The following is a 23,362-nucleotide window of genomic DNA, read 5'->3' as shown; positions in this document are numbered from 1 at the left end:
AGCGTATGACACCCGATACAGAAACGGTCCAGCCCTTGTCTCGTTCCCGGTTCCTGCTGCTCCTCGGCGTGCCGGCGCTGGTCGCGGTGCTCGTTCTCGCGGTCCTGCTGACCGGTGAGCGGGACGTGCCCGTGGCCGACCTCCCGCCGACACCGACCGTCCTCGCCACCCTGCGCCTGGAACCCCGGGTGCCCAAGGCCGGCGAGGAGGTTGTGGTCCGCGCCACAGTCGCGGCCGATCGGCCGATCACGGTGCGCGCGTTGACCGTGCAGGTCGTGCAGAACTCGACCAACGAGTCGCGCGACTTCCCCGAGCTGCGCGAGCACGCGATCGGCACGACCGCGCAGGAGATCACCCTCCAACGCGCCTTCAACACGCCCGGCGAATACACGTATCTCCTCGCGTACCGGTTGGACGACGACTGGGTGCGGCTGAAGCCGTGGGAGACGTTCACGGTCCGCTGACCGGCAGGATCAACTCGAAGATCGCGCCGCCCTCCTCGGCGTTGAACACCCGCAGCGTGCCGCCGTGCGCCAGGGCGACCCAGCGCACGATCGACAGCCCGAGCCCGGACGACGCGCCGGAGCCGGTGAAGCGCTCGAACACGCCCTCGGCCGCCGCCGGGTCGATGCCCGGCCCGTTGTCGGCCACCGTCACCCGGCCGCCGGCGACGGTGATGTGCACCATCGCCTCGCCGTCCGGGCGGCGGCCGTGCCGCAGCGCGTTGGTCAGCAGGTTGCCGATCGCGCGTTGCAGCAGGCTCGGGTCGGCGTTGACCATGGTCGGCGCGGCGGTGACGGTGACCCGGGTGTCCGGCGCGGGCGTCTCCTCGACCACCACGGCCACCAGCTGGTCCAGCCAGATCGGTTGGATCGCCAGCTGCTCGACGCCCGCCGCCAGCCGGGCCCGCACCAGCAGGCCGTCGATGATGCCGCCCATCCGCGCGGCCAGCCCGACCGTGCGCGGCAGCAGCTCGGCGTGCTGGCCGGGGTTGCGCAACGCGGTCTCGGCGAGCGCGCGCAGTGCCGCCACCGGTGTGCGCAGGTCGTGCGCGGTTTCCGCGAGCAGCACCTCCTGCTGCTCCAACGCCGCCGCGGCGGGCCGGATCGCGCGGCCGGACAGCACGTGCCCGGCGAGGCCGAGCGCGATCACCAGCACCAGGCAGCCGCCGACGACCCGCCACACCACGCCGAGGTGGCGTGCCCGTTCCTCGCCCATGTCGCTGTAGGCGACGATCGCGCCGATCACCTCGCCGCTGGTTCTCTCCAACGGCTCGGCACGCACCCGCAGGTTGTCCTTCGGGCCCCACACCGTCTTGCCCTCGCTCACCGCCGAGGTGGCCAGGCCGCTGAGCACGCCGGCGTCGACGGACACGCAGTTCTGCGCGCTCATGTGGCCGCGGTACTCGGGGCCCGCGCCGCCGGGCAGGATCGCGAACTGCGGGCATTCGCGGTTGATCGGGTCGCGGACGAGGTCTGCGGTGATCAGCGACTCGTCGAAGTCGATCAGCCTCCTCGCCACGGCGGTGACCCGGTGCAGGTCGGCGTCGAGCTCGGCGACGCCCTGCTCCTGGTCCTCCCGGATCACCAGGATGGCGAGCACGAGCAGGCCGGCGGTGTTCATCGCGGTGAACAGCACGGTGAGCAGCCGCCGCAACGCGCGCAGCCGTGCCGCCGACCCACTCATGCGCACACCTCGCCAGGGCTCGGCGTGGCAAGAGCGGCGCACGCTGTGTTGGACGATTCGCTCGCAAGCTCGCTCATGCGCTGCCCAACCGGTAGCCGTGTCCGTGGACGGTGTGGATCAGCTCCGGCGCGTGCAGCTTGCGTCGCAGCCTCTTGACCACGGCTTCGACCACGTTCGCCATGGGCTCGTCGTCCCAGCAGTGCTCGATCAGGTCGGTGCGGCTGACCACCTGCCCGGCGTGCGTGGCCAGGTACTCCAGCACGGCGAACTCCTTGCCGGACAGCGAGAGCAGCACGCCGGCGCGGCGCACCTCGTGCCGGATGCAGTCCACCTCCAGGTCGGCGTGGCGCAGCACGGCCGGTCTCCCGGCGCCGGTGCGGCGGCACAGCTTGAGCACCCGCGCGGTCAGCTCCTCGATGGCGAACGGTTTGACCAGGTAGTCGTCCCCGCCGTGGGCGAAGCCCGCCACCCTGTCGCCGACCGCGTCGCGCGCGGTGAGGAAGAGGACCGGCACCGTCCAACCGCGTCCGCGTTGGGCCTGGACGTAGTCGATGGCGTCGCCGTCGGGCAGCATGCGGTCGAAGACGACGCAGGCGTAGTCGTTGCTGCTGAACGCGCGGTGGGCGGCGGCGATGTCGGCCGCGGTGTCGACGTCCAGCGCGGTGCCGCCCAGCTCGACGCCGCGCAGCTCGGCCGCCACCGCGACCCGGAGGTTCTCGTCGTCCTCCACCACCATCACCCGCATGTCATCAGAACCTCATGTGTCGTGACGGATCGTTGGCGGCGTGATCTTCCGAGTCCTCGGCCCGCAAGCCGGTGCCCGCAAGCCCGCCACCCTCCTGGCCGCGTTGCTCCTGCACGCTAACGCGTGGGTCAGCCTAGACGAGCTGATCGACGAGATCTGGCAGGAACAGGCCGTCCCGGCGTCGGCGGACCGCAACGTGCGGACGTACGTCTGGCAGTTGCGGCAGGTGCTGCCGCCCGGTCGCATCGACGCCCGGCCCAGGTCGTACCGGCTGCGCGTCTCGCCGGGTGAGGTGGACTCGGACGTCGCGCGGGCGTTGCTGGAACGGTCTGAGCGGGTGGCCGCTGACGAAGCTGTCGGTTGTCTGAACAGCGCGTTGGAGTTGTGGCGGGGGACGCCGTTCGCCGAGCTGCGGGCCGAGACCGCGGTGGCCGCCACCGCGTGGCTGCAGGAGCTGCGGTGGGAGCTGCGGGAACGGTTGGCGGACGCCTACACGCGGTTGGGCAGGCACGGTGAGGCGATCGCGGTGCTGCGCGTGCTGACCTCGGAGGACCCGCTGCGTGAGGGGACTTGGGCGCGGCTGGTGCGGGCCCTGCACGCGGCGGGGCGGCGGGCGAGCGCGCTGTCGGAGTACCAGCGGGTGTGCGACTTCTTGGCTGCCGAGCTGGGTGTCGAGCCGGGGCCGGAGCTGGTGCGGGCACGTCGGGAGGTGGCGGCGTGATCGGGGCGGTGTGCGGGCCGGGTGTCGAGTCGGGCTCGGGTGCGGGTGACTCGGGGCGTTCGGGGGTGGGTTCGCGGTGATCAGGTTGGTGTGGGTGCAGTTGGCCGTGCTGGCGGTGATCGCGGGGGTTGGGGCGCATTGGGCTGTCTCGGCGTCTTTGTGGACCGGCGCGGCCGTTGTGCTGGTGCTCGCGGTGGGGCGGTGGCGTCGGCGCTGGTTGTCGGAGTGGGTTGGGCGGTACCTGGGGTTTCGGTTGCGGCGGGGGCGGCGGGGGGCGTTGCTCGACGTCGTGGCGCCCGGCGCGTGGGTGGAAGGCGATCACCTGCACGGGCCGGGCGGGGTGGTGGCGGTGTTGCGGCCCCGGATGGCCGTGCCGCGTGTCCTCGCCGGGCTCGCCGGGCCGGACGTGCGGGTCGTCCTGCACGTCGGGCGTGGTCAAGTGCGTCGTCCCCGCGCGTGGGTGGCGGTGCAGGCGCGCCGGACACCGGAGCTGTGGCACGACGACGAAGTGGTCCGCGTGCTGGGCAACTCGACCCGGCGCACACGGCGTGAACTGCGCCGTCAAGGCGTCACCACCGACCTGCTCGCCGAGGACGACCTGGTCACCACGATCGCCGCGCTCGGCCACGTCACCGGACGGCGCGAAGTGCGCGAGGAGTGGCGGTACTGGCACAGCGGGCCCGTCGCGCAGGCGTGCTTCCGGCTCCCGGGCGCGACCGCCCGCACCACCGTGGACTGGCTGCTCACCGCCGCGCCCGGCGTCGCGGTGACCGTCGCCCTCACCGAAGCCGACGCGGTGCTGCGCATCGCCGGCGCCGCCGAAGCCGCGGTCGAAGCGGCGGTCGGCGTGATCTCCGCACACGTGCGGCTCGAACGACTTGATGGATTGCACGCCCGGGGCGTCGCCGCCTCGCTTCTCATCGGAGGTGTCCTGTGATCAAGGTGTTGCCGACCGGCATCGACGCACTGCTCGCCCAAGCCCACACCGAAGTCGTGGTGATGGCCACCCGCGGGATGACATTGCGCCGGATCGACCAGGCCAACCTGCGTCGCGGCGTGCGCTACCGGGTCCTGCTGCCCGACGCGCTCCGGCCCGCGGCGCTGACCCTGGCGCCCTGCGAGGTGCGGACGTTGCCGCACGTGCCGATGGACGCGGTGGTCGTGGACGGTGTCGCGGCACTGCTGCCCGCCGAACAGGGCGTCGCGGTGTTCAAGCTGCCCAGCGTGGTGCGTGCGGCGGTCGAGCTGTTCGAGCGGATCTGGCCGGAGGCGGTGGCCGCGTACGACGTGTCCGACGACTGCGAGCTGTCGCGGCGGGAACGCGAGCTGCTGACGCTGCTGTTCGCCGGCAGCACCGACGAGGCCGCCGCGGCCCGGCTGGACGTGTCGGTGCGCACGGTGCGGCGGATGGTCGCCGACATCATGAACCGGCTCGGCGCGCGCAGCAGGTTCCAGGCGGGCGCGAAGGCCGCCGACCGGGGCTGGCTGTTGCAAAGGGCGGGCTGACACCGCGCGCGTTGACTACGGTGGTGTGGTGCGCATCCTGGTGACCGAGGACGACCGAGACCTGCTGTTCGCCGTGGCGGTCACGTTGCGCGGCGCCGGTTTCGCGGTCGACGTGGCGGCGGACCTGGCGACCGCGGACGAGGCGCTGGCGGTCAACTCGTACGACTGCGCGGTGTTCGACCGCATGGTGCCGGGCGGCGACTCGCTGGCGTACGTCCGGCACCGCCGCCACACCGGGCTCCGGGTGCCGGTGCTGTTCCTCACCGCGTTGGACGGCGTCGGTCACCGGGTGGAGGGCCTGGAGGTCGGCGACGACTACCTGGTGAAACCGTTCGCGATGGAGGAGCTGGTGGTGCGGGTGCGCCGGCTGTGCCACCGCCAGGAGATCAGCAGACCCGCCGTGCTGCGGCACGCGGACGTGGAACTGGACTCCGGCACGCGCCAGGTGCGCCGTGCCGGGGTGCTGCTCACGTTGACCCGCCGTGAGTACCTGGTGCTGGAGCTGCTGCTGGCCAACGCGGGGCAGCCGGTGTCGCGGGCCGACCTCATCCGCCACGCGTGGGACGAGATGGCGCAGCCCGCGACCAACGTGCTGGACGTGCTCATGGCGCAACTGCGCCGCAAACTGCGCCAACCACCGCTCATCCACACCGTGCGGCAGGTCGGGTACCGCCTGGCCTAGCCGTCACCCGGAGACCAGCCGCAGGACCGCCGTGCCCGCCGTGACGCCGACCATCTGCACGGCGAGCACCCCGGCCTTGGGCGTGGGTGGAGGGCCCGGCTTGTTCGAGCAGGAGCTGCCGCCTCCACCGGGGTGGAACGACAGCGTGCAGTGCCCCTTGAGCGTGCCCCGGCCTCCGCTCTGGGCCAGGCTCACCTCGAAGTCGATCCCGTCGGCGTGCATCGTGCGCACCGAGAACGTGCCCGGTCCGGCCGATCCGCCGAGCGCGATGTCGACCGGGCCGGACACCGCCACCTCGCACGTCCCGTCGGCGCACGCCGCGTAGTCGGTGCCGTCCGCGGCCGTCGGCGCCGGGGGAGTGGTGGTCGTAGTCGTGGTGGTGGGCGCGGGAACGGCCGTGCCCGACACGGTGCCGCAGCCCGCCGCGACCATCGCGGCGAGCAGCCCACCGGTGATCAGCAGACGGTCCACAGTGGATGGTGTCATGCGATCCAGCGTGGCAGATCACCTGCCGCACGCCGCGCTGCGGCCGGAACCTGCCAACCGCCCGGAGCGATCCCCGCGCGTCACTAGCGTCGGTCCGGTCATCGGGTGGAAGGGGAATCGGCGTGGGAGGGTTGATGTCAGGACGCGACGCCCTCAGGGCCGACCGCGCACGCGCACGGCTGCTGGAGGTGGCGGGGCCGGACCTGTACCGCCGCAACCCCTTCCGGATCACGGGGTTGCCGACCGACGCGTCACCGCGTGAAGTGCGTGCGCGAACGGCTGTGGCGTGAGGCCGCGCGGGCGTGGGGCTTGGCGTTGGAGCACAAGGCGTTCTGGGCGCACGTCGACCACCGGGTGCGTGCGCTGGCCGATCGCACGCTCGACGAGTCCACTGTAGATGGTATGCGGAAGACTTTCGCCCGTGCCCTGCTCGGCCCCCAGGTAGCCCTCGCCGCCGTACGCGGTGACGCCGCGCTGGTGGACCTGGTCGGTGAATGGCCGTTCGACGCCGATGTCGTGGCCGACGCCCGGACCCTCGCCGCGCAGCCGTTGGTCGACCGGATGAAGGCGTTGATCGGCGAGTTCGGCGATCTGCTCGACCAACGGCAGCTCGACGTGATGGCGCGGCGCGCGCCCGCCGAGTTGGTCGAAGCGGCACGGCGGCTGGACCGGGCGTTGCCGTACGGACGTCACCCGGGGACGGCGCGCCTGCGTGAGCAGGCCGCGATCCTGATGAACAACTGCGCGCTCGCCATGATGGACCAACGCCGACCCGATCGGCTGCGGATCACGGCGTTGTTCGCCGAAGCCGAACGGCTGGCCGTGGACGAGTCCACCAAGACGACGGTGCGCGCCAACTTCGAGTCGTTCGAAGACGGTTCGGCCGATGTGGATCTCGGTTCGATCAAGAAGATGTTGGCCAGAGGGCAGTTCCTGGCTGTGGCCGGTCTCCTGGGGCAGGCGCGCAAGACCATCCGTGATCCTCGGAAGAGGCGGGAGATCGACGAGCTGCTGCGGGAGATCCGCGATATCCGGTCCAGTGGGTCGAGGTACGACCTGTCGCCCGGGCGGTCCGGGTTCTTGGCGAGTACGGCTCTGTGCCTGATCCACACGGCGCTGGTGGCGCTGCTGGTGGGCGCGCTGGACGGGTGGGCGCCGATCGTGATGGCGATCGGGGTCGCGGTGCTGGCGTTCTTGCCCTGTGTCACGATCCAGCGGCGGTGGTTCCTGATCGGGCCGATGCAGTGGCCCAAGGAAGTCGGCGCGCTGTCGGTGCTGGCGGGTCTCGGCGGTCTGGTCTGGGCGTTCCTGGTGGTCGGGGTCATGCCGGTGGTCATCAGCGTGGTGGCCTTCCTGGCCACGTGGGTGATCACCTGGAGGACCAGCCGGACGATCGCCGATTGGTGGGACGAGCGATGACGGTGTGGAGCCGATGGCGGGCCGACGCGCGGCAGCGCCGCCACCACCGGCCGTTCCGGATCGCCGAACCCGCCTGGGACGCCTCGGATCGCGCCCGGCTCACGGTGTTCGTGGACGCCGTGGCGAGCGTGCTCGCCGAACGCGCCGAGAGTTCGCGGGAGGACTCTTCGGCGGCCGAGAGCGCGCAGTCGGCCGGCGTGCCGTCGTTGGCCGAGGGGGAGCTGTCGGCGGCGGCGACCAACCTGTGGCGGGCCCGGCGCAAGATCGCGAAGTCCGGTGTGGCCGAGTCGCGCGACGGGAAGCAGGTGGCGCGGTACCTCAGGGCCACGCAGGAGGCGTTGGACCAGGCGGGCGTGGTGATCCAGGACCACGACGGGCTGGAGTTCCACCCCGACCTGTTGATCGAGGTGATGGCCGTCACCGAGGACCCGTCGCTGACCAGGGACGTGGTGGTGGAAACGATCCGACCGTCGGTCTACCTGGGTGACCGGCGCATTCAGATGGGGCAGGTCATCATCGGCGGCCCCGCGGCAGGGGGAGGCACCTCGTGAGCGACACCGTCGACTTCGGCATCGACCTCGGCACGACCAACAGCGCGATCGCCCGGTTCGTGGACGGCCGGACGGTGATGATCAAGAACAACGACCAGTGGGAGTTCACCCCCTCGGCGGTGTGGATCAACAAACGCGGCGAGGTCAGGGTCGGCCGCGCGGCTCGTGACCAGGCCATGCGGGACGTCGACAACGCGCACCTGGAGTTCAAGCTGGAGATGGGGCTGGAGGGTGCGGTCCGCAGGTTCGCGGCGGCGGGCGCCACGCTCACCCCGCCGCAGCTGTCCGCCGAGGTGTTGAAGTCGCTGCGCGACGACGTGACGCAGAGCCTGGGAGCGCCTCCGGAGGCGGCGGTCATCACCGTGCCGGCGGCGTTCCGGCTGCACCAGAACAACGCCACCAGCGAAGCCGCCGCACTCGCGGGCTTCGGTGCGTGCACGTTGCTCCAGGAACCCACCGCCGCCGCCTTCGCCTACGGGTTCCAACACCAGAGCACCGAGGCGTACTGGATGGTGTTCGACTTCGGCGGCGGCACGTTCGACGCGGCGATCGTCAGCACGTACGAAGGCGAGTTGCGCGTCCTCGACCACGCCGGTGACCCGCACATGGGCGGCAAGCTGATCGACTGGGCCATCGTGGACCGCGTGCTGGCCCCGGCCGCCGCGCGTGAGTTCGGCCTGGCCGACTTCAGCCGGGGCAACAGGCTTTGGGCGGCGAACTTCGCCAAGCTGAAGTGGGCCGCGGAGGAGGCGAAGATCGGCCTGTCCCGGCAGGCGGAGGTCAGCATGACGGTCGATCTCAGGACGGCGGACGGCCGGGACGTGGAGTTCGACCACGTCCTGCGCCGCGAGGTGGTCGACGGGCTCGCCGAGCCGTTCTACGCGCGGGCGATCAACCTGTGCCGGGCGGCACTGGCCAAGGCGAACCTCGGCGCCGCGGACATCGACCGGCTGCTGCTGGTCGGCGGGGCGACGTTGGCGCCGGGGCTGCGGGCCAGGCTGGCCGATCCCGAACTCGGGCTCGGCATCACGTTGGACCACAGCCAGGACCCGTCCACCGTGGTGGCCAGGGGAGCGGCTGTGTTCGCCGGCACCGTGCCGCTGGAACGCCCCGCGTACGTGCCCGTGGCCGGTGAATACAGCGTGGAGTTGAGGTATCCGCGCACCACCAGCCTGTCCCGGGTGGCGGTCGGCGGCCGGTTCGGCAGCACATCGTCCACAGTCGACTGGACCGCGTACCGGGTGGAGCTGGACAACCCGACGGCGCGGCCACCGTTCCGCAGCCCGAAGATCACGTTGGACGAGACCGGCGCGTTCGTCGCCGAAGTGGTGTTGACCGAGCTGGACACCTCCACGTTCACGGTGCTGTTGACCGGCCCGCGTGGCGCCAGGGAACGGGTCGTGCCGGACACGTTCACGATCAGGCACTGGGCGAACGAGCCGGGCGGGTCGGTGCTGACCAACGGGTTGGGGTTGGCGCAGGCGGACGGCACGTTCGCGTTGATGCTGGCCAAGGGTGCGCGGCTGCCCGCCGTGACCACGGAGACGTTCCGGACCACGGTTCCGCTCCGGCGCACGGACGCCGACGCGGTGATCCGCATCCCGATCGTGGAGGGCGAACGGGACCGCGCGGACCGCAACCTCGAAGTGGCGGTGATCGAGATCCGGCCTCGGGACGTGCGGATCGACCTGCCGGAGGGCGCCGAGGTGGAGATCACCTTCGAGGTGGACGAGTCGCGCCGGGTGAGCGTGATCGCCGACGTGCCGTTGGTGCAGGAGCAGTTCGAGGCGACGATCGACCTGTCCGTGGTCGCCGCGCCGTCGTCTGCCGCGCTGCGCAAGACGCTCGCCGAGGTCGAGCAACGTGCGGCCGACCTGCGTGGTTCCGCGGAGCGTGCGCTGTCGGAACGTGCGCTGGCCCGGTTCGCACAGCTGGACCAGGAGCGGATGCTGGGGCAGGCCGCCGACGAGGTCCGGGCCGCCGACGGCGACCGTGCCGGCGCGGCGGCGGCCGACCAGCGGTTGCGGGACATCCAGGCGGTGTTGGACGACATCGAGGCCGACGTGCGGCTGCCCAGGCTGCTCGCCGACATGAGCGAGGCGGTGGAGGCGTGCCGTGAGTTGGTCGACCGGGTCGGGACACCGGACGACCTGGTCGAGCTGGCGGACCTGGAGCGGCGGGCCGAGCAGGCGAGGGCTTCGGAGGACGCGGAGGCCGCCGAACGGGTGTGCGGCCGTGCGCTGGACCTCGAAGTGGTGCTGATGCGCCGTGACGGCAGCCTGGACGTCACGGTGTTCCACTACTTCCGCGCCAACGCGGACCGGATGGCGTCACCGGACCAGGCGAGGGTCTTGATCAACCGTGGCGAGCACGCCCTGATGACCGGCGACGCCGGAACCCTGGCCGAGGTGAACCAACGCCTGCGCGTCCTGCTGCCCGCCACCATGCCCGACCCGACCACCGGCGGCGTGCGACGGCAACGGGGGTTCACCGCATGACCGGCACGACCGCACTCACCGGCCCGTCGACCGGCGCGGTTGCGGCGTTGGCGTGCGATGTTCGACTCGCGGAAGCGGCGGAACAGGCTCGGGCGGGTGACTACCGGCAGGCCCTGGCCACCCTTGATCTGTTGCCTGCCGACCACCCGGACCGGCTGGACCTGGTGGCCCGCATCCATGCCCAGTGCGGCTCTTACGCGGCCGCCGAGGCGGCTTGGCGGGAAGTGTTGCGGGTTCGGCCGGACGATGCCGCCGCCTTGCGCGGCTGTGCGCTGATCAGCCGGATCAGGGCCGGTAGGCGGCTTCGACGTCCGGTGCCGATAACCGGTGTGGCGGCCGGTGCCGCTGTGCTCGGGGTGGCGTTGCTGTGGCCGGTGACGTCGACCGTGGAGCACGGCCTGGAACTGCCCAGGTCGGCCGTCGTGGAATCCGTACCCGAACCTGAACCTGAACCCGTACCCGATCGCGGATCGCAGCGGTTGGACGATCTGGCCCGCTCGCTCACCACGCCCGATGTCGTGGTCGAGCGCGGTGACAGCGATGTGCGGGTGACGTTCAGGGAAGGGCTGTTCGGACCGGACGACACCGACCTGACCCCGGCGGGCAGGCAGACCCTTGAGCGCTGGGCGGCCGTGTTGGCGGGCCGGGACGTGCGGGTGACGGTCCTCGGCCACACGGCGACCGTGCCCGGCGGGCCGACGGCGGGTGGTTCGCCGGTGGCCTTGGCCCGTGCCGGGGCAGCGGCGGAGGTGTTGGCGGCGGCCGGTGGACTGCCGTTGACGACGTTCGTCGTGGGCAGCGCCGACCAGTCGAACGTCCCGCACCCGACCGACCAGACGCGCAACCGGACGGTCACGCTGCTGGTCGTGCCACAGGGCGGGTAGGCGGTCAACCGCGGGCACGCAGGAGGGCCATGCCCAGGTGGAGGTCCTGGAGTGCGATGCCCGAGCTGTCGAACACCGTCACGTCGTCGGGTGACGAACGGCCCGGTGCACGTCCCGCGAGGACATCGCCCAACGCGGTCGGCCGGGTGTCCGCCGGTGCGTGTTGGAACTCCCCGATCGTCACGGACTGCTCCGGCCAGTCGCAGAACAGCCGTGCTGACGCGAGCAGGTCCACCGGCAGTTCCTGCTTGCCCTGGGCATCCGAACCCATGCCGGCCACGTGCGTCCCCGGCCGCACCCACGCCGCCTCGAACAGCGGGGCGCGAGAAGTCGTTGCTGTGACGATGATGTCGGCCGACCGGCACGCCTCCTCGGATCCGGTGAGCACCGCGTTCAGCCCCTCCGCCGCCAGATCGGCCACGAACCGCGCACCCCGATCGGCATCACGCGCCACCACGTGCACCACGTCCAGATCACGCACCTCGGCCAGCGCCAAGCACTCGTGCCACGCCTGCGGACCCGTGCCGAAGACCGCCAGCGACCTCGCACCCGGTCGGGCCAGCACGTCGGCGGCAACGGCGTCGGCCGCGGCGGTGCGGAACGCGTTCGCCAACCCCGCCTCGATCACCGCCCCGATCCGGCCGGTGTCCTGGTCGAACAGCAGCACCACCGAGTTGTGCCGCGGCAACCCGCGCTCGGTGTTGCCGGGCCAGTAGCTGCCGATCTTCACCCCGGCGCCCTCCGCCGCCGCGGCCGACTTGACCGTGAACCGGTTGCTCGGCGACGAACCGTGCCCCACCACGACCGGGAACGAACGGCCGGAGCCCGCCGCCTCCAGCAGCGCCGACCGGGCGGCGTCATAGGCCAACGCCCTGGTGACCAGCGCGCTCGACTCCTCTTCGGACAGGAAGATCACCAGCCGTTCACCCGCGTCCACGTCGTGCCCGCGTGACCGGCGAGGCGGTAGCTGTCGTGCTGCGCGGCGGTGGCGCAGGCGTGGTTGGGCAGCACGCGCACCTGTGTGCCGATCGGAAGATCCGGCAGTGGCCGGTCGCTGCCGGGGCGCATCGACAGGATGCCGTGTTCCTGGCTGGCATCGGTCATCAGCAGATCGGGGAACGGCGGTCCGTCGAGCGGTGCGACGAGGCCGTAGCCCTGGTCCGTCGGCTGCCGTGACGTGCCGCGGTCGCGCGAGGTGGCCATCCAGCCGCCGTCGGTCATGATCCAGCCCTTCTCGGGCCGGTGGCCGATCACCGTCACCACCACCGACAGCGCGATGTCGTCCACCGAGCACACGCCGATGCCCGCCATCACCAGGTCGAAGAACACGAAGTTGCCCGCGCGCACCTCCGTCACGCCGGTCAGGTCCGCGACGGCGTGCGCGGTGGGCGTCGAGCCGATGCTCACCACCGGGCACGCGAACCCCGCCGCACGCAGGTCTTCGGCCACCCGGACGGCGGCGGCACGCTCGGCCTCCGCCGCCTTCACCAGAGCGTCACGGGTGTAGCAGAAGTACGACTCGCCGGCGTGGGCCAGCACGCCCCGCAGCTCCGCACCGGCCAGCGCGGCGGCGATGGCCGTGACCTCCGGAGAACCGGGCAACACGCCACCGCGGTGACCGTCGCAGTCGACCTCGATCAGCGCCGGGATCGCGATCCCGGACGCGGTGGACGCCTCGGCCACCGCGCGGGCCTGCACGACACTGTCCAGCAGCACCACCAGATCCACCCCGCGCCGCCGCAACGCCACCACACGGTCCAGTTTGGACGGTGCGATGCCCACCGCGTACACGATGTCGGTGAACCCCTCGTCCGCGAACGCCTCGGCCTCGCGCAACGTCGACACCGTGATCGGGCCCGTGCCGCCGTCGAACAGCAACCTGGCCACGTCCACCGACTTGGCCGTCTTCACGTGCGGGCGCAGGGGAGTGCCGTGCGCGTCGAGGTGTGCGCGCAGGCGGTCGATGTTGCGCCGCACCTTCGCCTCGTCAACGAGCAGGTAAGGGGTCATCGTTCCTCATCGGTGGGATCGGTATCGGTGGGATCGGTCCGGCACGCGGCCAGGTCGGCGTAGAGGGAGGCACGCGAGATGCCCAGACGTGCGGCGACCCGTGGCGCCGCACCACGCAGCTGGAACACCCCGCGCTGGTCGAGAGCCCGCAGCAGGCGCAGGCGTTCCGGCTTGCTCAGGGCGTCCGCGGGTTTGGCGAGCGCCAGCTCCTCGGACCGCACCACGGCGTCGACGACCTCTTCGATGTCGTCGGTGAACGTGGTCGTCGCGGGCGTGACATCGCCACCGGCCAGGTCCGCGAGCAGGTCCCCGACCTGCCGCAACGCCGTCACGTCCAGGTTGACGCACAGCGCACCGAACACCTCGCCGCGCTCGTCCCGCAACGGCATGGTGGACGACTTGATCAACCGGCCTGCGGGCGTGCGGGTCAGGTAGTTGAGCTCGTCGACCGCCTCGTTGCCGCGGGCGAGCACGGCCAGGCCGATCTCGCTCATCGCGCTGCCGACCCGACGCCCGGTCAACTCGCCCGCCACCGCGACCACCGAGTTGTCCGGCTGCCGGTAGTCGTGCAACACCACCTCGCACGACCGGCCGAACGTCGCCGCCAGTCCGGGCATCACGCCCTTGAGCGCCCCGAGGATCGCGTCCGCTGTCATGCGCCACAGTCTAGACATAAAGTCCAAGAGTTGGACAGTCTGTCCATCGATGTCCGGATCGGCGGCTCTCGGGAACAATCCGGGGCCGGGATGTCCGGAACTGGTCGCCCGCACCCTGGGCACCGGCCCGATCGGCCCGTACCAGGTGCGGGCCGCGATCGCCGCCGTGCACGACGAGGCCCCGACCGCCGACGACACCGACTGGCTGCAGGTCCGCGCTCTACGAGGTGCTGGACCGGGTCGCGCCGGGGCCGCTGGTCACCCCCAGTCGTGCCGTCGCGGTGGCGATGGTGCACGGCCCGAAGGCCGGACTCGCCCTCCGTGCCGTACGGCTGCATTCGCCGCGCGAATCGCACAGGCGTATGCGGGTAGCCCACGGCTGGAAGGAGGACGACATGACCAAGCAGCAGGAAAAGGGCAAGCAGAAGACCGCCAAGTCCCGGTCAGCGAGAGCGGACTGGCGGAGCTGACCGTGGCGCAGCTGCGCGACAAGGCGTCCGACCTGGGCGTGACCGGTGTCCACGGCCTGCGCAAGGACGACCTCGTGCACGCCGTTGCCGAAGCCATGGGCAAGCGGAGCGCGCCGCGACCGCGCAGAAGCGACGACTCCAGCGGTGGCGGTGTCCGCCGTGGCAAGGCCTCGTCGAAGAACCTGAAGTACTCGCAGGAGGTCACCTCGACCGACGAGGAGCCCGAGCGGCAGGGTCCGCCTGGAAAACCCGGACCGCGAGGACGCCTGACCCACCCGCGAGAGTCGAACACTCAGGTCCCGAGAGTCGAACGCTCAGAACACCTGAGTTCAACGTTCAGGACAGCGGCCGGCGAACCTGAGTGTTGAACTCAGGGTACCTGAACGTTCGACTCTCGCGTTCTGGGGGTTCGACTCTCGTGTTCTGAGCGTTCGACTCTCGGTTAGCAGCAGTGGTTGCCGCGCCAGGCTTCGCGGCCTTCCTTTACGGCTACGGCGGCGATGACGAGGGCGGCGACGGGGTCGGCCCACCACCAGCCGAGGGTGCTGTTCAGGAGTAGGCCGGCCAGGAGGACGGCGGAGAGGTAGGTGCACAGCAGGGTCTGCTTGGAGTCGGCTACGGCGCTGGTCGAGCCGAGTTCACGGCCGGCTTTGCGTTGTGCGGCGGACAGGACCGGCATCACGGCCAGCGAGACGGCGGCGAGGGCGATGCCCACCGTGGAGTGGTCGGCGGCCTGCGCGCCGAGCAGGGCCCGCACCGATTCGACCGTGACGTAGAGGGCGAGCGCGAAGAACGACAAGGCGATCACGCGCAGCGCGACGCGTTCCCGGCTCTCGTGGTCCTTGGCCGAGAACTGCCACGCCACGGCGGTGGCGGAGGCGACCTCCACCACGGAGTCCAGGCCGAAGCCGATCAACGCGGTGGACGAGGCGATCGTCCCGGCGCTGATGGCGATCACGGCTTCGACCACGTTGTAGGTGATCGTGGCGGCGACGAGCAGGCGGACGCGACGGGTGAGCGTGCGGCGGCGATCGGGGGCGGGGGTCGGCTTCTCGTCAGCACAGCAGCCGTCCGCGCAGCCAGTGCCGGTCGGCGTGAGCTCCAGGCGCGGGTCGGCGGTCATCGTGTGCTCACCGCCGCTTCGTCCACGCAGTCCTCGGTCGGGTCGACCGCCAGCACCACGGCGAGCAGTTCGCTGATCGCACGGGCCAGGTGCGGGTCGGCGATGTCGTAGCGCACCTGGCGGCCCTCGTAGGTGGCGACGACGAGTCCGCAGCCGCGCAGGCAGGACAGGTGGTTGGACGCGTTGGACCGGGTCAGCTCCAACCGCTCGGCCAACTGCGCGGGGTAGCCGGGACCGTCGAGCAGGGCGACCAGGATGCGGCACCGCGTCGGGTCGGCCAGTGCGCGGCCGAGCCGGGCGAGCGCGGTCTCGCGCGTTTCACACGTCAGCACCCGCCGAACTATACAGCTTCAACTGTATCGTCGGTAGCGACAAGGATCCCTTCCGTCCGTTGGGTCGGGATCTCGTCGGGTGGCGTGTGCAGCAACGGATCCGCCTCGGCCAGCAGCTCACGCGCACCGCGCAACCCGGCCGCGATGCGGTCACGTCGTGCGCGCAGCTCGTCCACCCGTTGTCGGGCCTCGGCCACGATGCGGCGGGCGTGTTCACGCGCCTCGCTGACCAGCTGATCGGCACGCGCCCGAGCGGCGGCCTCCTCCTCGGCCATCGCCGCCATGGCCTCGGCCCGCCGACCGCTCATCGCCAGCTCGAAGTCGACCCGGACCTCCTCCCGTAACGCCGCCGCCCGCTCGTCCAGCTCACGCCGCCGCTGCTCGGCCCGCCGGGTCTCCGCCGAGATCCGCTCACCGGCCTGCCGCATCAGGTCCCGGTGCTCCGCCTCCGCCTCGCGCCGCCGCGCGTCGAGCTCGGCCACCAGCCGTTCCGAACGCTCCCGCAACCGCGTCGCGGCCCGTTCCGCCGTCGCCCAGTGGTGCTCGGCGACGGCCTGCGCCCGTGCGGTGATCTCGGCGGCCTCGTCGTGCGCGAGTTCCGCCATCCGCCGCAGGCGTTCGGTGAGCGCGTCCGGCTCGATCGGCGTGCGGCAGATCCGGTCGACGTGCTCCCGCAGTTCGCGGATCTCCGACCGGGCGGCCTCCAGTTGGCGGGCGAGGTCGTCGGCCCGCGCCACGGCCGCGTCGCGATCGACCGCGAGCAACCGCAGTTCGGCTTCGACGCCCTCCACGTAGTGCCGCACCTGCCCCTTGTCGTAACCGCGCCACACCACGTCGAAATCCGCCCGCAACGGCACCAGGTCCACGTCCACCGCCATCACCCGCAACACCTCTCCTCGTCGGCCGGTCGACCCCGGCCGTACCGAAATCCGCATGTGTGATCGACATCATCTTGGTCCTGGTGGATGTTGCGCTCCACCCCCGATCTTTGTTAGCACTCGAAGGCGAAGAGTGCCAGCAGTGGTCAGCCCGCTTGAGGAGAACGTCTTGAGCAGCCTGTCTTCCGCCGTCACGTCCTCGCGTCACGCCATCCGCGCCAACGACCGGTTGCGCGTCGCGCTCGTGGCCCCGCCCTACTTCGACGTCCCACCCAAGGCCTACGGCGGCGTGGAAGCCGTCGTGGCAGACCTCGCCGACTCGCTCGTGGCCCGCGGTCACACGGTGACCCTGCTGGGCGCGGGCGAACCGGGCACCAGAGCCCGGTTCGTGCCCGTCTGGGACCGCACGGTCCCCGAACGCCTCGGCGAGCCGTTCCCCGAAGTCGTCCACGCCGCCGCCGTCCGCCGCGAGATCGAACGGCTGGCCGACGCCGAAGGGGTGGACGTCGTGCACGACCACACCCTCGCCGGCCCGCTCAACGCCCCCGCGTTCGCCGCGATGGGACTGCCGACCGTGGCCACCGTGCACGGCCCCGTTGACACCGAGATGCGCCGCTACTACCGGGAACTCGGCGACGACGTCGGCCTGGTCGCCATCAGCGACCGGCAGCGGGAGCCGGCGCCCGAGCTGAACTGGGTCGGCACCGTCCACAACGCACTGCGGCTGCGCGACTGGCCGTTCCGGGCGCAGAAGGAGGACTACGCGCTGTTCCTCGGCCGCTTCCACCCCGACAAGGCGCCGCACCTGGCCCTGGAAGCCGCCCACGCCGCCGGCGTCCCGCTCGTGCTCGCGGGCAAGTGCGCGGAGCCGATCGAGAAGGAGTACTTCGAGCGCGAGGTCCGTCCCCGGCTGACCGAGCGCGACCACGTCTTCGGCGTCGCCGACGCGACCGAGAAGCGCAAGCTGCTCGCCGCCGCGCGGTGCCTGTTGTTCCCGATCCGGTGGGAGGAGCCGTTCGGCATGGTGATGATCGAGGCGATGGCCTGCGGCACGCCGGTGGTGGCGTTGCGCGCGGGCGCGGTGCCGGAAGTGGTGGTGGACGGCGTGACCGGGTTGGTCCGCGACCACCCCGACGAGCTGGTCGCCGCCCTCCACGACGTGCGCGACCTGGACCCGGCCGCCTGCCGGGCGCACGTCGCCGAGCACTTCGACGTCGACGGCCTCGGCGCGGGCTACGAAGCCGCCTACCGCAAGGTCCTCACCCCCGACGGCGCGCTGACCGCGCTGCGCCGCGACTACGCCGCGTTGGACTCCGCGCTCGACCGCGTCTACGAACGAAACGTCGACGAGCGAAATGCCGACGAACGCAGCGTGGATGAACACGACGTCGATGGCGGACCCGCCCTGCACGCCTCCGGGGACCGGGCGTGACCGCCGACCTGCCACCGGAACCCCTCAACGCGGGCGAACCGGCGCTCACCGGCGGCGTCGGCGGCACCACGACCCTGGTCGAGGGCAGCACGTTCTGCCTGTCCGGCGGCACCGGCGACATCGAACCCGGCACACCGCACGGGCTGTTCTTCCGCGACGCGCGGGTGCTGTCGCGGTGGCAGCTGCGGCTGGACGACCGCACGCCGCACTCGTTGTCGGTGTCGCACCCGGAGGCGTTCGCGGCGCGGTTCGTGCTGCGCAGGCCACCGGCGGCGGGTCTGGCCGACAGCACCCTGCTGCTGGTGCGGGAACGGCTGGTCGGCGACGGCATGCGGGAGACCATCACGGTCGACAACCTGGGCCGCGAGGCCACCGCCGTGCGGCTCGACCTCCACGTGGACGCCGATTTCGCCGACCTGTTCACGGTCAAGGAAGGGCGTGCCGTGCACGGCGGCTCCGACGCCACGGCCGCCGGATCGGAACTGCTGCTGCGCGACCGCAAGGACGGCACGCGCGGCGTGTCGTTCACCGCCACCGCCGAACCGGTCGTGGTGCCGGGGGCGTTGAGCTGGCACGTCGTGGTGCCCGCCGGCGGGCGTTGGTCCACCGAGGTCGTCGTGCAGCCGACCGTCGGCGGCCGACCGGTCCAGCCGCAGTTCGACCGCGGCGAGCGGATCGAGACCAGCGGTCCGGCGCGCAAGATCCGGGCGTGGCGCGCGGCCAGCACCCTCGTCACCGCGACCGACCCGGTGCTGACGGGGGTGTTGCGCCGCACGGAAAGCGACCTGGGCGCGCTGCAGATCCACGACCCGGCGCGCGACGGCCGCCCGTTCGTCGCCGCCGGCGCGCCGTGGTTCATGACCCTGTTCGGTCGCGACAGCCTGCTCACCGCGTGGATGGCGCTCCCGCTGGACGTCGGCCTCGCGCTGGGCACGTTGCAGACCCTCGCCGAGACCCAGGGCACGGCGGTCGACCCGCTGACGGAGGAGGAACCGGGCCGCATCCTGCACGAACTGCGCCTGGGCCCGGACAGCACGGCGGTGTTGGGCGGCAACCACTACTACGGCACGGTCGACGCCACGCCGCTGTTCGTGATGCTCCTGGCCGAGTGCTGGCGGTGGGGCGCGGACCAGGAGGTGGTGCGCTCGTTGCTGCCCGCCGCCGACGCCGCGCTCGCGTGGGTCGACCGGTACGGCGACCGCGACGGCGACGGGTTCGTGGAGTACCGGCGCGCCACCGACCGCGGCCTGGCCAACCAGGGGTGGAAGGACAGCTTCGACGGCATCAACGACGCCTCCGGGCGGCAGGCCATCCCGACGATCGCGCTGTGCGAGGTCCAGGGATACGTCTACGCGGCGTGGCTGGCGCGGGCCGAGTTGGCCGAGGGGTTCGGCGACGAGGCCACCGCCGCACGCCTGCGCGGACGTGCCGAGGAGCTGCGGCAACGGTTCGCCGAGGCGTTCTGGCTGCCCGACCGCGGCTGGTACGCCGTCGCGCTCGACGGGCGCAAGCAGCCGGTGGACGCGTTGACCAGCAACACCGCGCACTGCCTGTGGACCGGCATCGCGACCGACGAGCACGCCGCCACGCTGATCCGGCGGCTGGCCGAGCCGGACATGGACAGCGGGTACGGCCTGCGGACGCTCGCTTCGTCGATGGGCGCCTACAACCCGATGAGCTACCACAACGGGTCCGTGTGGCCGCACGACACGGCCATCGCGGTGGCCGGGCTGCTGCGCTACGCCCACGTGCCCGGCGCCGTCGACCTCGCGCACCGGTTGGCCGACGGCCTGCTCGACGCCGCCGCGGCCTTCGGCGGACGGCTGCCGGAGCTGTTCTGCGGCTTCTCCCGCGACGATTTCAGCACGCCCGTGCCGTACCCGACGTCGTGCTCACCGCAGGCGTGGGCGAGCGCCTCGCCGTTGCTGCTGGTCCGCGCGTTCCTCGGGCTGGAGCCGCATGCGCCGCGCCGGACGCTGACCACCAGACCGCACCTGCCCGAGCGGTGGGGCGAGCTGACCCTGTCGGAGCTGAAGCTGGGCGATGTGACCGCGCAGGTCAGCGCGACCGGGGAGAAGGCCGTCGTGTCCGGCCTGTCAGCCGACTGGACCACCTGACGCCGGTTCGTCCGGCCGGGCCGCGTCGAGCTGGTCGCGGAGGTCGGCGATCTCGGCGCGGGCGGCGGCCAGCGTGTCCTCCAGCTCCAGGATGCGCGTGGTCGCGGCGAGGGAATGACCCTGGTCGAACAGCGCCCGCACGCGTTGGACGAGTTCGAGCTGCCTGCGGCTGTAGCGGCGGTGCCCGGCCTCGGAGCGGTGCGGGCGGACCAGGTCGGCGGTGTCCAGGCTGCGCAGGAACGCCTGCCGCACACCGAGCAGGTCGGCCGCCTGCCCGATCGTGTAGGCCGGGAAGTCGGCGTCGTCGAGTTCGTTCAGGCCCACGACGGACAGCTCCTCCCACCGCAGGCCATCCCCTGACCTACTCGGCGCACGGTAAACCCGAGCGAGTACTTGACACAATCTACAGCAAGCGCTACAACAAATGTGTATCGGTCAGTGACCCGGTGATCGTGGCCTGGGAGTGATCGACGTGAACGGCAGGAGTTGCGTCCCGGAGACCGGGCAGGTCGGTTTCGCCGACCTGGTCCTGGCGGACCAGGGCTGGCTCACCGCCGAGTTCGACGCGATCATCGCCGCCAATTTCGGCACCGCCTCCGAGTACCGGCCGTGGTTCACCCAGCGGGGACCGTCCGGAGGGTTCCGCGGCCCCGACAGGTCGGCCGGACCACGAACCAGTCCCGGGACTCGCGCGGCGCACCGGGTCGATCCCCGCGAGCGGTCACCTCCGCCGCGTCGGATCGACGGTGGCTGATGGTTGACGCGAGGAGGTGAGCGGAAGCGGGGGACCGGCTCGTTCGGCGAGGTGGCTCGCCCCACCGGATCGCCGGGTGCCGTGTCGTGATCGGAATGCCCCGGCCGGCGTCTCGTGACGCATCAGGCGAGCACCACGGGTTTGAGTCCCCCGATGGAGTGTGAATCCGTTCCTGAACGTCATATCCGTCCGCCCGCTGCGACCCTGGGTCGCAGCGGGCACCGCCCTGTCCGCAGCCGCTGTGGAGGATCACCGTGATGAGCCTGGAAAAGCCGTGGAACGACGTGGCCGACCAACTGCGCCCTGTCGAGCCCGAAACCGAGGCCGGGATCGTTGACGAAGAGGCCGCGGTAGGGAAGGCGGAAGACGCTCCGGAACCGCCGGAGGTGATCGAGGCCGACCCGGCGGACGTCGCCGACCAGCAGCGCGTCGTGCCGCTGCCGGACGACCTGCCGGACGACCTGTCGGACGAGTCGGCGGACGAGCCCTGGTAGGGACGGAGCCCTGGTGGCCGGTCAGGGCCTCGCCAGGTCGGTGACCGCCTCGATCAGCTCGGGCCCGTCCAGCAGCACCCGGTCGTTGTGGTCGGCGCCCGTCACCTCGACCGTCCTGGCGCCTGCCGCTGTCGCCACCGCACGGCTCTGCTCGGGCGGCACGATCGAGTCGGACGTGCCGTAGACGACGGTGACCGGCGCGTCGACCCGTGACACGTGCTCCGCGGTCGGGAACGTGTCCAGCAGCAGCAACCGGACCGGCAGGAACGGGTAGTGCCGCGCGCCGACCGAGGCGAGGTCGGTGAACGGCGAGCGCAGGACCAGCCCGGCCGGCGGGTGCTCGGTGGCGAGTTCGGCGACCACCGCCGCGCCCAGGCTCTCGCCGAAGTACAGCAACCGCTCGGGCGGCACGCCGGCATCGCGCACCAGGAACTCGCGGGCCGCGCGGACGTCCAGCGCCAACCCGTCCTCGGTCGGGTCGCCGGGGTTGCCGCCGTACCCGCGGTAGTCGAGGAGCAGCACCGACAGGCCGCGCCCGGTGAGGGCGCGGGCGAGCGGGACGCGCAGGTGGCGGTTGCCGGCGTTGCCCGGCGCGACCAGCACGGTGGCGCCGGGCGGGTCGACCGGGAAGTACCAGGCCGCCAGGCGCAGGTCGTCCGCGGTGACGAGGGTGACGTCCCGTCCGCCGGGCATGATCTCGGCCGCGCCCGGCAACGGCCCGCCGGACGGCAGGTAGATGAGCTTGCGCTGGAACGCGAAGGCGCCTCCGAACACCACGGCCACGATGGTGACGACCACCGCGAGCACTGACAACACCCGTTTGCGCACCGGACCAGTGTCCAATGGCCGCTGCTCCGCCGAGCAGCAGACCGCCGCCGACGAAACCGACGACTTCCAGCAGGCGTTCGGCTCCCGGGACCGGCGATCGCCCGCCCGCGCCGTCCAGCGCGGCACGCACCGCCTGCTCCTGTTCGGCGGAGATGACGCCGGTGTTCACCAGTTCGCGCAGTGCGCTCGCCTGCTCGTCGCTCGGCTTCATCGGTTCCACTCCCACGGCGGGTGACCCCGTTGTCACGGCTCGCCGTGCCCCAGTGTGGTCCTCGTGGCCGTCGCGGGTACACCGCCGGTGGGGACGTCGTGCGTGCTCGGCGTCCTCTTCGGACACGGCGATCGGCCGCCATACGCTACGGGGGTAAGGTTGCAGCCGCTCGCGGGTGACCGCCGTCACTCCCGCCGGGGTCGGTTTGACCCAGGTACCCCCTGGGGGTATAAATGTCCCTGAAGGGCATCCCGTCGGAACGCAATCGGACCGGCGGGGGTGGCCGAAGGGAGTGGGGCCATGCGGGGTTACACGTCGGACAAGGAAGCCTTCCTCAAGCGCTTGCGCCGGGTCGAGGGGCAGGTCCGCGGGGTGCAGCGGATGGTGGAGGACGACGAGTACTGCATCGACGTCCTGACCCAGATCGCGGCGGCGACGAAGGCCCTGCAGGCGGTCTCCCTCGGCCTGCTCGACGAGCACTTGAAGCACTGCGTCTCCGACGCGCTGGCACAGGGCGGCGAAGGCGCCGACGAGAAGGTCCGCGAGGCGAGCGAGGCTATCGCGCGCCTGGTGCGGTCCTGAACCGACACGACAACGAGGAGTACCCGATGTCCGAGTCCACCTACACCGTCACCGGCATGACCTGCGGCCACTGCGTGGCGTCCGTGACCGAGGAGGTCACCAAGATCGACGGCGTGACCGGTGTGGATGTCGACCTGCCGACCGGTGCGGTCAAGGTGACCAGTGCCGCGCCGGTGGCGGAGGCGGACGTCCGCGCCGCGGTCGAGGAAGCGGGCTACGCGCTCGCCGGCTGAACGGCACGACCGGGGTAACCGGTCGGAGGCCGGGACAGGCACGAACGGCATTGCGGCCGATCCG

29 protein-coding genes and 1 pseudogene are annotated in these 23,362 nt (G+C 71.7%); 19 read left to right on the top strand and 11 right to left on the bottom strand.

Going from position 1 to position 23,362, the window contains the following annotated elements:
- Positions 1–35: 35 nt before the first annotated feature.
- Complete coding sequence (locus FM051_RS29045) at positions 36–464, top strand: hypothetical protein (RefSeq protein WP_158848853.1); 429 nt, start codon at positions 36–38, stop codon at positions 462–464.
- On the opposite strand, the gene FM051_RS29040 is transcribed toward FM051_RS29045, so the two are convergent.
- Positions 451–1,686, bottom strand: coding sequence for a sensor histidine kinase (locus FM051_RS29040; RefSeq protein WP_158848851.1), 1,236 nt, complete (start codon positions 1,684–1,686; stop codon positions 451–453). The two genes, FM051_RS29045 and FM051_RS29040, sit on opposite strands and share 14 nt — an antisense overlap.
- Before the next feature lie 73 nt (positions 1,687–1,759).
- A complete protein-coding gene (locus FM051_RS29035; protein WP_202919067.1) occupies positions 1,760–2,431 on the bottom strand; it encodes a response regulator transcription factor in 672 nt (223 codons plus the stop codon).
- A 40-nt stretch (positions 2,432–2,471) separates the two neighbouring features.
- On the opposite strand from FM051_RS29035, the gene FM051_RS29030 reads away from it, so the two are divergent.
- From FM051_RS29030 to FM051_RS29015, 4 genes are all read left to right on the top strand, one after another.
- A complete protein-coding gene (locus tag FM051_RS29030) occupies positions 2,472–3,152 on the top strand; it encodes an AfsR/SARP family transcriptional regulator (protein ID WP_158848849.1) in 681 nt (226 codons plus the stop codon).
- Between the two features lie 76 nt (positions 3,153–3,228).
- A complete protein-coding gene (locus tag FM051_RS29025) occupies positions 3,229–4,089 on the top strand; it encodes a type VII secretion protein EccE (RefSeq protein WP_158848847.1) in 861 nt (286 codons plus the stop codon).
- Positions 4,086–4,658, top strand: a complete 573-nt coding sequence (locus tag FM051_RS29020; protein WP_238412723.1) for a helix-turn-helix transcriptional regulator — start codon at positions 4,086–4,088, stop codon at positions 4,656–4,658. The genes FM051_RS29025 and FM051_RS29020 overlap by 4 nt, the downstream gene beginning before the upstream one ends.
- A gap of 28 nt (positions 4,659–4,686) precedes the next feature.
- Complete coding sequence (locus FM051_RS29015) at positions 4,687–5,340, top strand: response regulator transcription factor (RefSeq protein ID WP_158848845.1); 654 nt, start codon at positions 4,687–4,689, stop codon at positions 5,338–5,340.
- Positions 5,341–5,343: 3 nt separating this feature from the next.
- Here the strand turns inward: FM051_RS29015 and FM051_RS29010 are convergent, their stop codons facing one another.
- A complete protein-coding gene (locus tag FM051_RS29010) occupies positions 5,344–5,826 on the bottom strand; it encodes a hypothetical protein (RefSeq protein ID WP_158848843.1) in 483 nt (160 codons plus the stop codon).
- 134 nt (positions 5,827–5,960) lie between these two features.
- Here FM051_RS29010 and FM051_RS29005 point away from each other — a divergent pair, with 134 nt between their 5' ends.
- The 5 genes from FM051_RS29005 to FM051_RS28985 are packed head-to-tail and all read left to right on the top strand — an operon-like array spanning position 5,961 to position 11,178.
- Positions 5,961–6,116, top strand: coding sequence for a hypothetical protein (locus FM051_RS29005; RefSeq protein ID WP_158848841.1), 156 nt, complete (start codon positions 5,961–5,963; stop codon positions 6,114–6,116).
- Entirely contained in the window at positions 6,094–7,245 is a 1,152-nt protein-coding gene (locus FM051_RS29000; RefSeq protein ID WP_158848839.1) for a hypothetical protein, read from the top strand. The genes FM051_RS29005 and FM051_RS29000 overlap by 23 nt, the downstream gene beginning before the upstream one ends.
- A complete protein-coding gene (locus tag FM051_RS28995; protein ID WP_158848838.1) occupies positions 7,242–7,796 on the top strand; it encodes a hypothetical protein in 555 nt (184 codons plus the stop codon). The genes FM051_RS29000 and FM051_RS28995 overlap by 4 nt, the downstream gene beginning before the upstream one ends.
- Positions 7,793–10,294 (top strand): Hsp70 family protein, encoded by a 2,502-nt coding sequence (locus tag FM051_RS28990; RefSeq protein WP_158848835.1) that lies wholly within the window; start codon positions 7,793–7,795, stop codon positions 10,292–10,294. The genes FM051_RS28995 and FM051_RS28990 overlap by 4 nt, the downstream gene beginning before the upstream one ends.
- Positions 10,291–11,178: an OmpA family protein gene (locus FM051_RS28985; RefSeq protein WP_158848833.1), complete on the top strand. Its 888-nt coding sequence runs from the start codon at positions 10,291–10,293 to the stop codon at positions 11,176–11,178. Before FM051_RS28990 ends, FM051_RS28985 begins: the two co-directional genes overlap by 4 nt.
- A 4-nt stretch (positions 11,179–11,182) precedes the next feature.
- Here the strand turns inward: FM051_RS28985 and FM051_RS28980 are convergent, their stop codons facing one another.
- The 3 genes from FM051_RS28980 to FM051_RS28970 are packed head-to-tail and all read right to left on the bottom strand — an operon-like array spanning position 11,183 to position 13,844.
- Positions 11,183–12,115 (bottom strand): ornithine cyclodeaminase family protein, encoded by a 933-nt coding sequence (locus FM051_RS28980; protein ID WP_202919066.1) that lies wholly within the window; start codon positions 12,113–12,115, stop codon positions 11,183–11,185.
- Positions 12,091–13,188 (bottom strand): alanine racemase, encoded by a 1,098-nt coding sequence (locus tag FM051_RS28975; protein ID WP_158848831.1) that lies wholly within the window; start codon positions 13,186–13,188, stop codon positions 12,091–12,093. The genes FM051_RS28980 and FM051_RS28975 overlap by 25 nt, the downstream gene beginning before the upstream one ends.
- A complete protein-coding gene (locus FM051_RS28970) occupies positions 13,185–13,844 on the bottom strand; it encodes a helix-turn-helix transcriptional regulator (protein ID WP_158848829.1) in 660 nt (219 codons plus the stop codon). Before FM051_RS28970 ends, FM051_RS28975 begins: the two co-directional genes overlap by 4 nt.
- Positions 13,845–13,944: 100 nt before the next feature.
- Between FM051_RS28970 and FM051_RS28965 the strand changes: the two are divergent.
- Both FM051_RS28965 and FM051_RS28960 read left to right on the top strand, forming a co-directional pair.
- Positions 13,945–14,164, top strand: a pseudogene (locus FM051_RS28965) (RNA polymerase sigma factor); the annotation flags it as partial.
- A gap of 152 nt (positions 14,165–14,316) precedes the next feature.
- A complete protein-coding gene (locus FM051_RS28960) occupies positions 14,317–14,682 on the top strand; it encodes a Rho termination factor N-terminal domain-containing protein (protein ID WP_158848827.1) in 366 nt (121 codons plus the stop codon).
- Between the two features lie 74 nt (positions 14,683–14,756).
- Here FM051_RS28960 and FM051_RS28955 read toward each other — a convergent pair whose 3' ends face one another.
- The 3 genes from FM051_RS28955 to FM051_RS28945 are packed head-to-tail and all read right to left on the bottom strand — an operon-like array spanning position 14,757 to position 16,659.
- Positions 14,757–15,437, bottom strand: coding sequence for a cation efflux transmembrane domain-containing protein (locus FM051_RS28955; protein ID WP_158848825.1), 681 nt, complete (start codon positions 15,435–15,437; stop codon positions 14,757–14,759).
- Entirely contained in the window at positions 15,434–15,769 is a 336-nt protein-coding gene (gene cmtR, locus FM051_RS28950) for a Cd(II)/Pb(II)-sensing metalloregulatory transcriptional regulator CmtR (protein WP_158848824.1), read from the bottom strand. The genes FM051_RS28955 and cmtR overlap by 4 nt, the downstream gene beginning before the upstream one ends.
- 8 nt (positions 15,770–15,777) lie before the next feature.
- The gene (locus FM051_RS28945; RefSeq protein WP_158848823.1) at positions 15,778–16,659 is read right to left on the bottom strand and encodes a coiled-coil domain-containing protein; all 882 of its coding nucleotides are present in this window, start codon (positions 16,657–16,659) and stop codon (positions 15,778–15,780) included.
- A 157-nt stretch (positions 16,660–16,816) separates the two neighbouring features.
- On the opposite strand from FM051_RS28945, the gene FM051_RS28940 reads away from it, so the two are divergent.
- Together FM051_RS28940 and FM051_RS28935 are read left to right on the top strand one after the other, a co-directional pair.
- A complete protein-coding gene (locus tag FM051_RS28940; protein WP_238412722.1) occupies positions 16,817–18,079 on the top strand; it encodes a glycosyltransferase family 4 protein in 1,263 nt (420 codons plus the stop codon).
- An 8-nt stretch (positions 18,080–18,087) separates the two neighbouring features.
- The gene (locus tag FM051_RS28935; protein WP_158849011.1) at positions 18,088–20,196 is read left to right on the top strand and encodes an amylo-alpha-1,6-glucosidase; all 2,109 of its coding nucleotides are present in this window, start codon (positions 18,088–18,090) and stop codon (positions 20,194–20,196) included.
- On the opposite strand, the gene FM051_RS28930 is transcribed toward FM051_RS28935, so the two are convergent.
- Positions 20,176–20,520: a MerR family transcriptional regulator gene (locus tag FM051_RS28930; protein ID WP_158848821.1), complete on the bottom strand. Its 345-nt coding sequence runs from the start codon at positions 20,518–20,520 to the stop codon at positions 20,176–20,178. The two genes, FM051_RS28935 and FM051_RS28930, sit on opposite strands and share 21 nt — an antisense overlap.
- A gap of 148 nt (positions 20,521–20,668) precedes the next feature.
- Here FM051_RS28930 and FM051_RS28925 point away from each other — a divergent pair, with 148 nt between their 5' ends.
- Both FM051_RS28925 and FM051_RS28920 read left to right on the top strand, forming a co-directional pair.
- Positions 20,669–20,950, top strand: coding sequence for a hypothetical protein (locus FM051_RS28925; protein WP_158848820.1), 282 nt, complete (start codon positions 20,669–20,671; stop codon positions 20,948–20,950).
- Positions 20,951–21,207: 257 nt separating this feature from the next.
- On the top strand, positions 21,208–21,444 hold the full coding sequence (locus tag FM051_RS28920) for a hypothetical protein (RefSeq protein WP_158848819.1): 237 nt from the start codon (positions 21,208–21,210) through the stop codon (positions 21,442–21,444).
- Between the two features lie 21 nt (positions 21,445–21,465).
- On the opposite strand, the gene FM051_RS28915 is transcribed toward FM051_RS28920, so the two are convergent.
- A complete protein-coding gene (locus tag FM051_RS28915; protein WP_202919065.1) occupies positions 21,466–22,272 on the bottom strand; it encodes an alpha/beta hydrolase in 807 nt (268 codons plus the stop codon).
- Between FM051_RS28915 and FM051_RS28910 the strand changes: the two genes are divergently transcribed.
- The 3 genes from FM051_RS28910 (at position 22,265) to FM051_RS28900 (ending at position 23,298) form a co-directional block, all read left to right on the top strand.
- A complete protein-coding gene (locus FM051_RS28910) occupies positions 22,265–22,507 on the top strand; it encodes a hypothetical protein (RefSeq protein ID WP_158848817.1) in 243 nt (80 codons plus the stop codon). The two genes, FM051_RS28915 and FM051_RS28910, sit on opposite strands and share 8 nt — an antisense overlap.
- A gap of 276 nt (positions 22,508–22,783) precedes the next feature.
- Positions 22,784–23,065, top strand: a complete 282-nt coding sequence (locus FM051_RS28905) for a metal-sensitive transcriptional regulator (protein WP_158848815.1) — start codon at positions 22,784–22,786, stop codon at positions 23,063–23,065.
- A 26-nt stretch (positions 23,066–23,091) separates the two neighbouring features.
- Positions 23,092–23,298 (top strand): heavy-metal-associated domain-containing protein, encoded by a 207-nt coding sequence (locus FM051_RS28900; RefSeq protein WP_158848813.1) that lies wholly within the window; start codon positions 23,092–23,094, stop codon positions 23,296–23,298.
- The last annotated feature ends 64 nt before the right edge of the window (positions 23,299–23,362 follow it).

The organism is Saccharothrix deserti (assembly GCF_009769385.1).
Taxonomy (GTDB): domain Bacteria; phylum Actinomycetota; class Actinomycetes; order Mycobacteriales; family Pseudonocardiaceae; genus Actinosynnema; species Actinosynnema deserti.
This window is presented reverse-complemented; position numbering and strand designations above follow the sequence as displayed.

Bases quoted from the DNA above. Each gene is read 5' to 3' on its own strand.
- FM051_RS28995 (WP_158848838.1), top strand. From the start codon at position 7,242: ATGACGGTGTGGAGCCGATGGCGGGCCGACGCGCGGCAGCGCCGCCAC.
- FM051_RS28905 (WP_158848815.1), top strand. From the start codon at position 22,784: ATGCGGGGTTACACGTCGGACAAGGAAGCCTTCCTCAAGCGCTTGCGC.
- FM051_RS28920 (WP_158848819.1), top strand. From the start codon at position 21,208: ATGAGCCTGGAAAAGCCGTGGAACGACGTGGCCGACCAACTGCGCCCT.
- FM051_RS29040 (WP_158848851.1), bottom strand. From the start codon at position 1,686: ATGAGTGGGTCGGCGGCACGGCTGCGCGCGTTGCGGCGGCTGCTCACC.
- FM051_RS28975 (WP_158848831.1), bottom strand. From the start codon at position 13,188: ATGACCCCTTACCTGCTCGTTGACGAGGCGAAGGTGCGGCGCAACATC.
- FM051_RS28955 (WP_158848825.1), bottom strand. From the start codon at position 15,437: ATGACCGCCGACCCGCGCCTGGAGCTCACGCCGACCGGCACTGGCTGC.
- FM051_RS29035 (WP_202919067.1), bottom strand. From the start codon at position 2,431: ATGCGGGTGATGGTGGTGGAGGACGACGAGAACCTCCGGGTCGCGGTG.
- FM051_RS28985 (WP_158848833.1), top strand. From the start codon at position 10,291: ATGACCGGCACGACCGCACTCACCGGCCCGTCGACCGGCGCGGTTGCG.
- FM051_RS29005 (WP_158848841.1), top strand. From the start codon at position 5,961: ATGTCAGGACGCGACGCCCTCAGGGCCGACCGCGCACGCGCACGGCTG.
- FM051_RS28970 (WP_158848829.1), bottom strand. From the start codon at position 13,844: ATGACAGCGGACGCGATCCTCGGGGCGCTCAAGGGCGTGATGCCCGGA.
- FM051_RS28900 (WP_158848813.1), top strand. From the start codon at position 23,092: ATGTCCGAGTCCACCTACACCGTCACCGGCATGACCTGCGGCCACTGC.
- FM051_RS29010 (WP_158848843.1), bottom strand. From the start codon at position 5,826: ATGACACCATCCACTGTGGACCGTCTGCTGATCACCGGTGGGCTGCTC.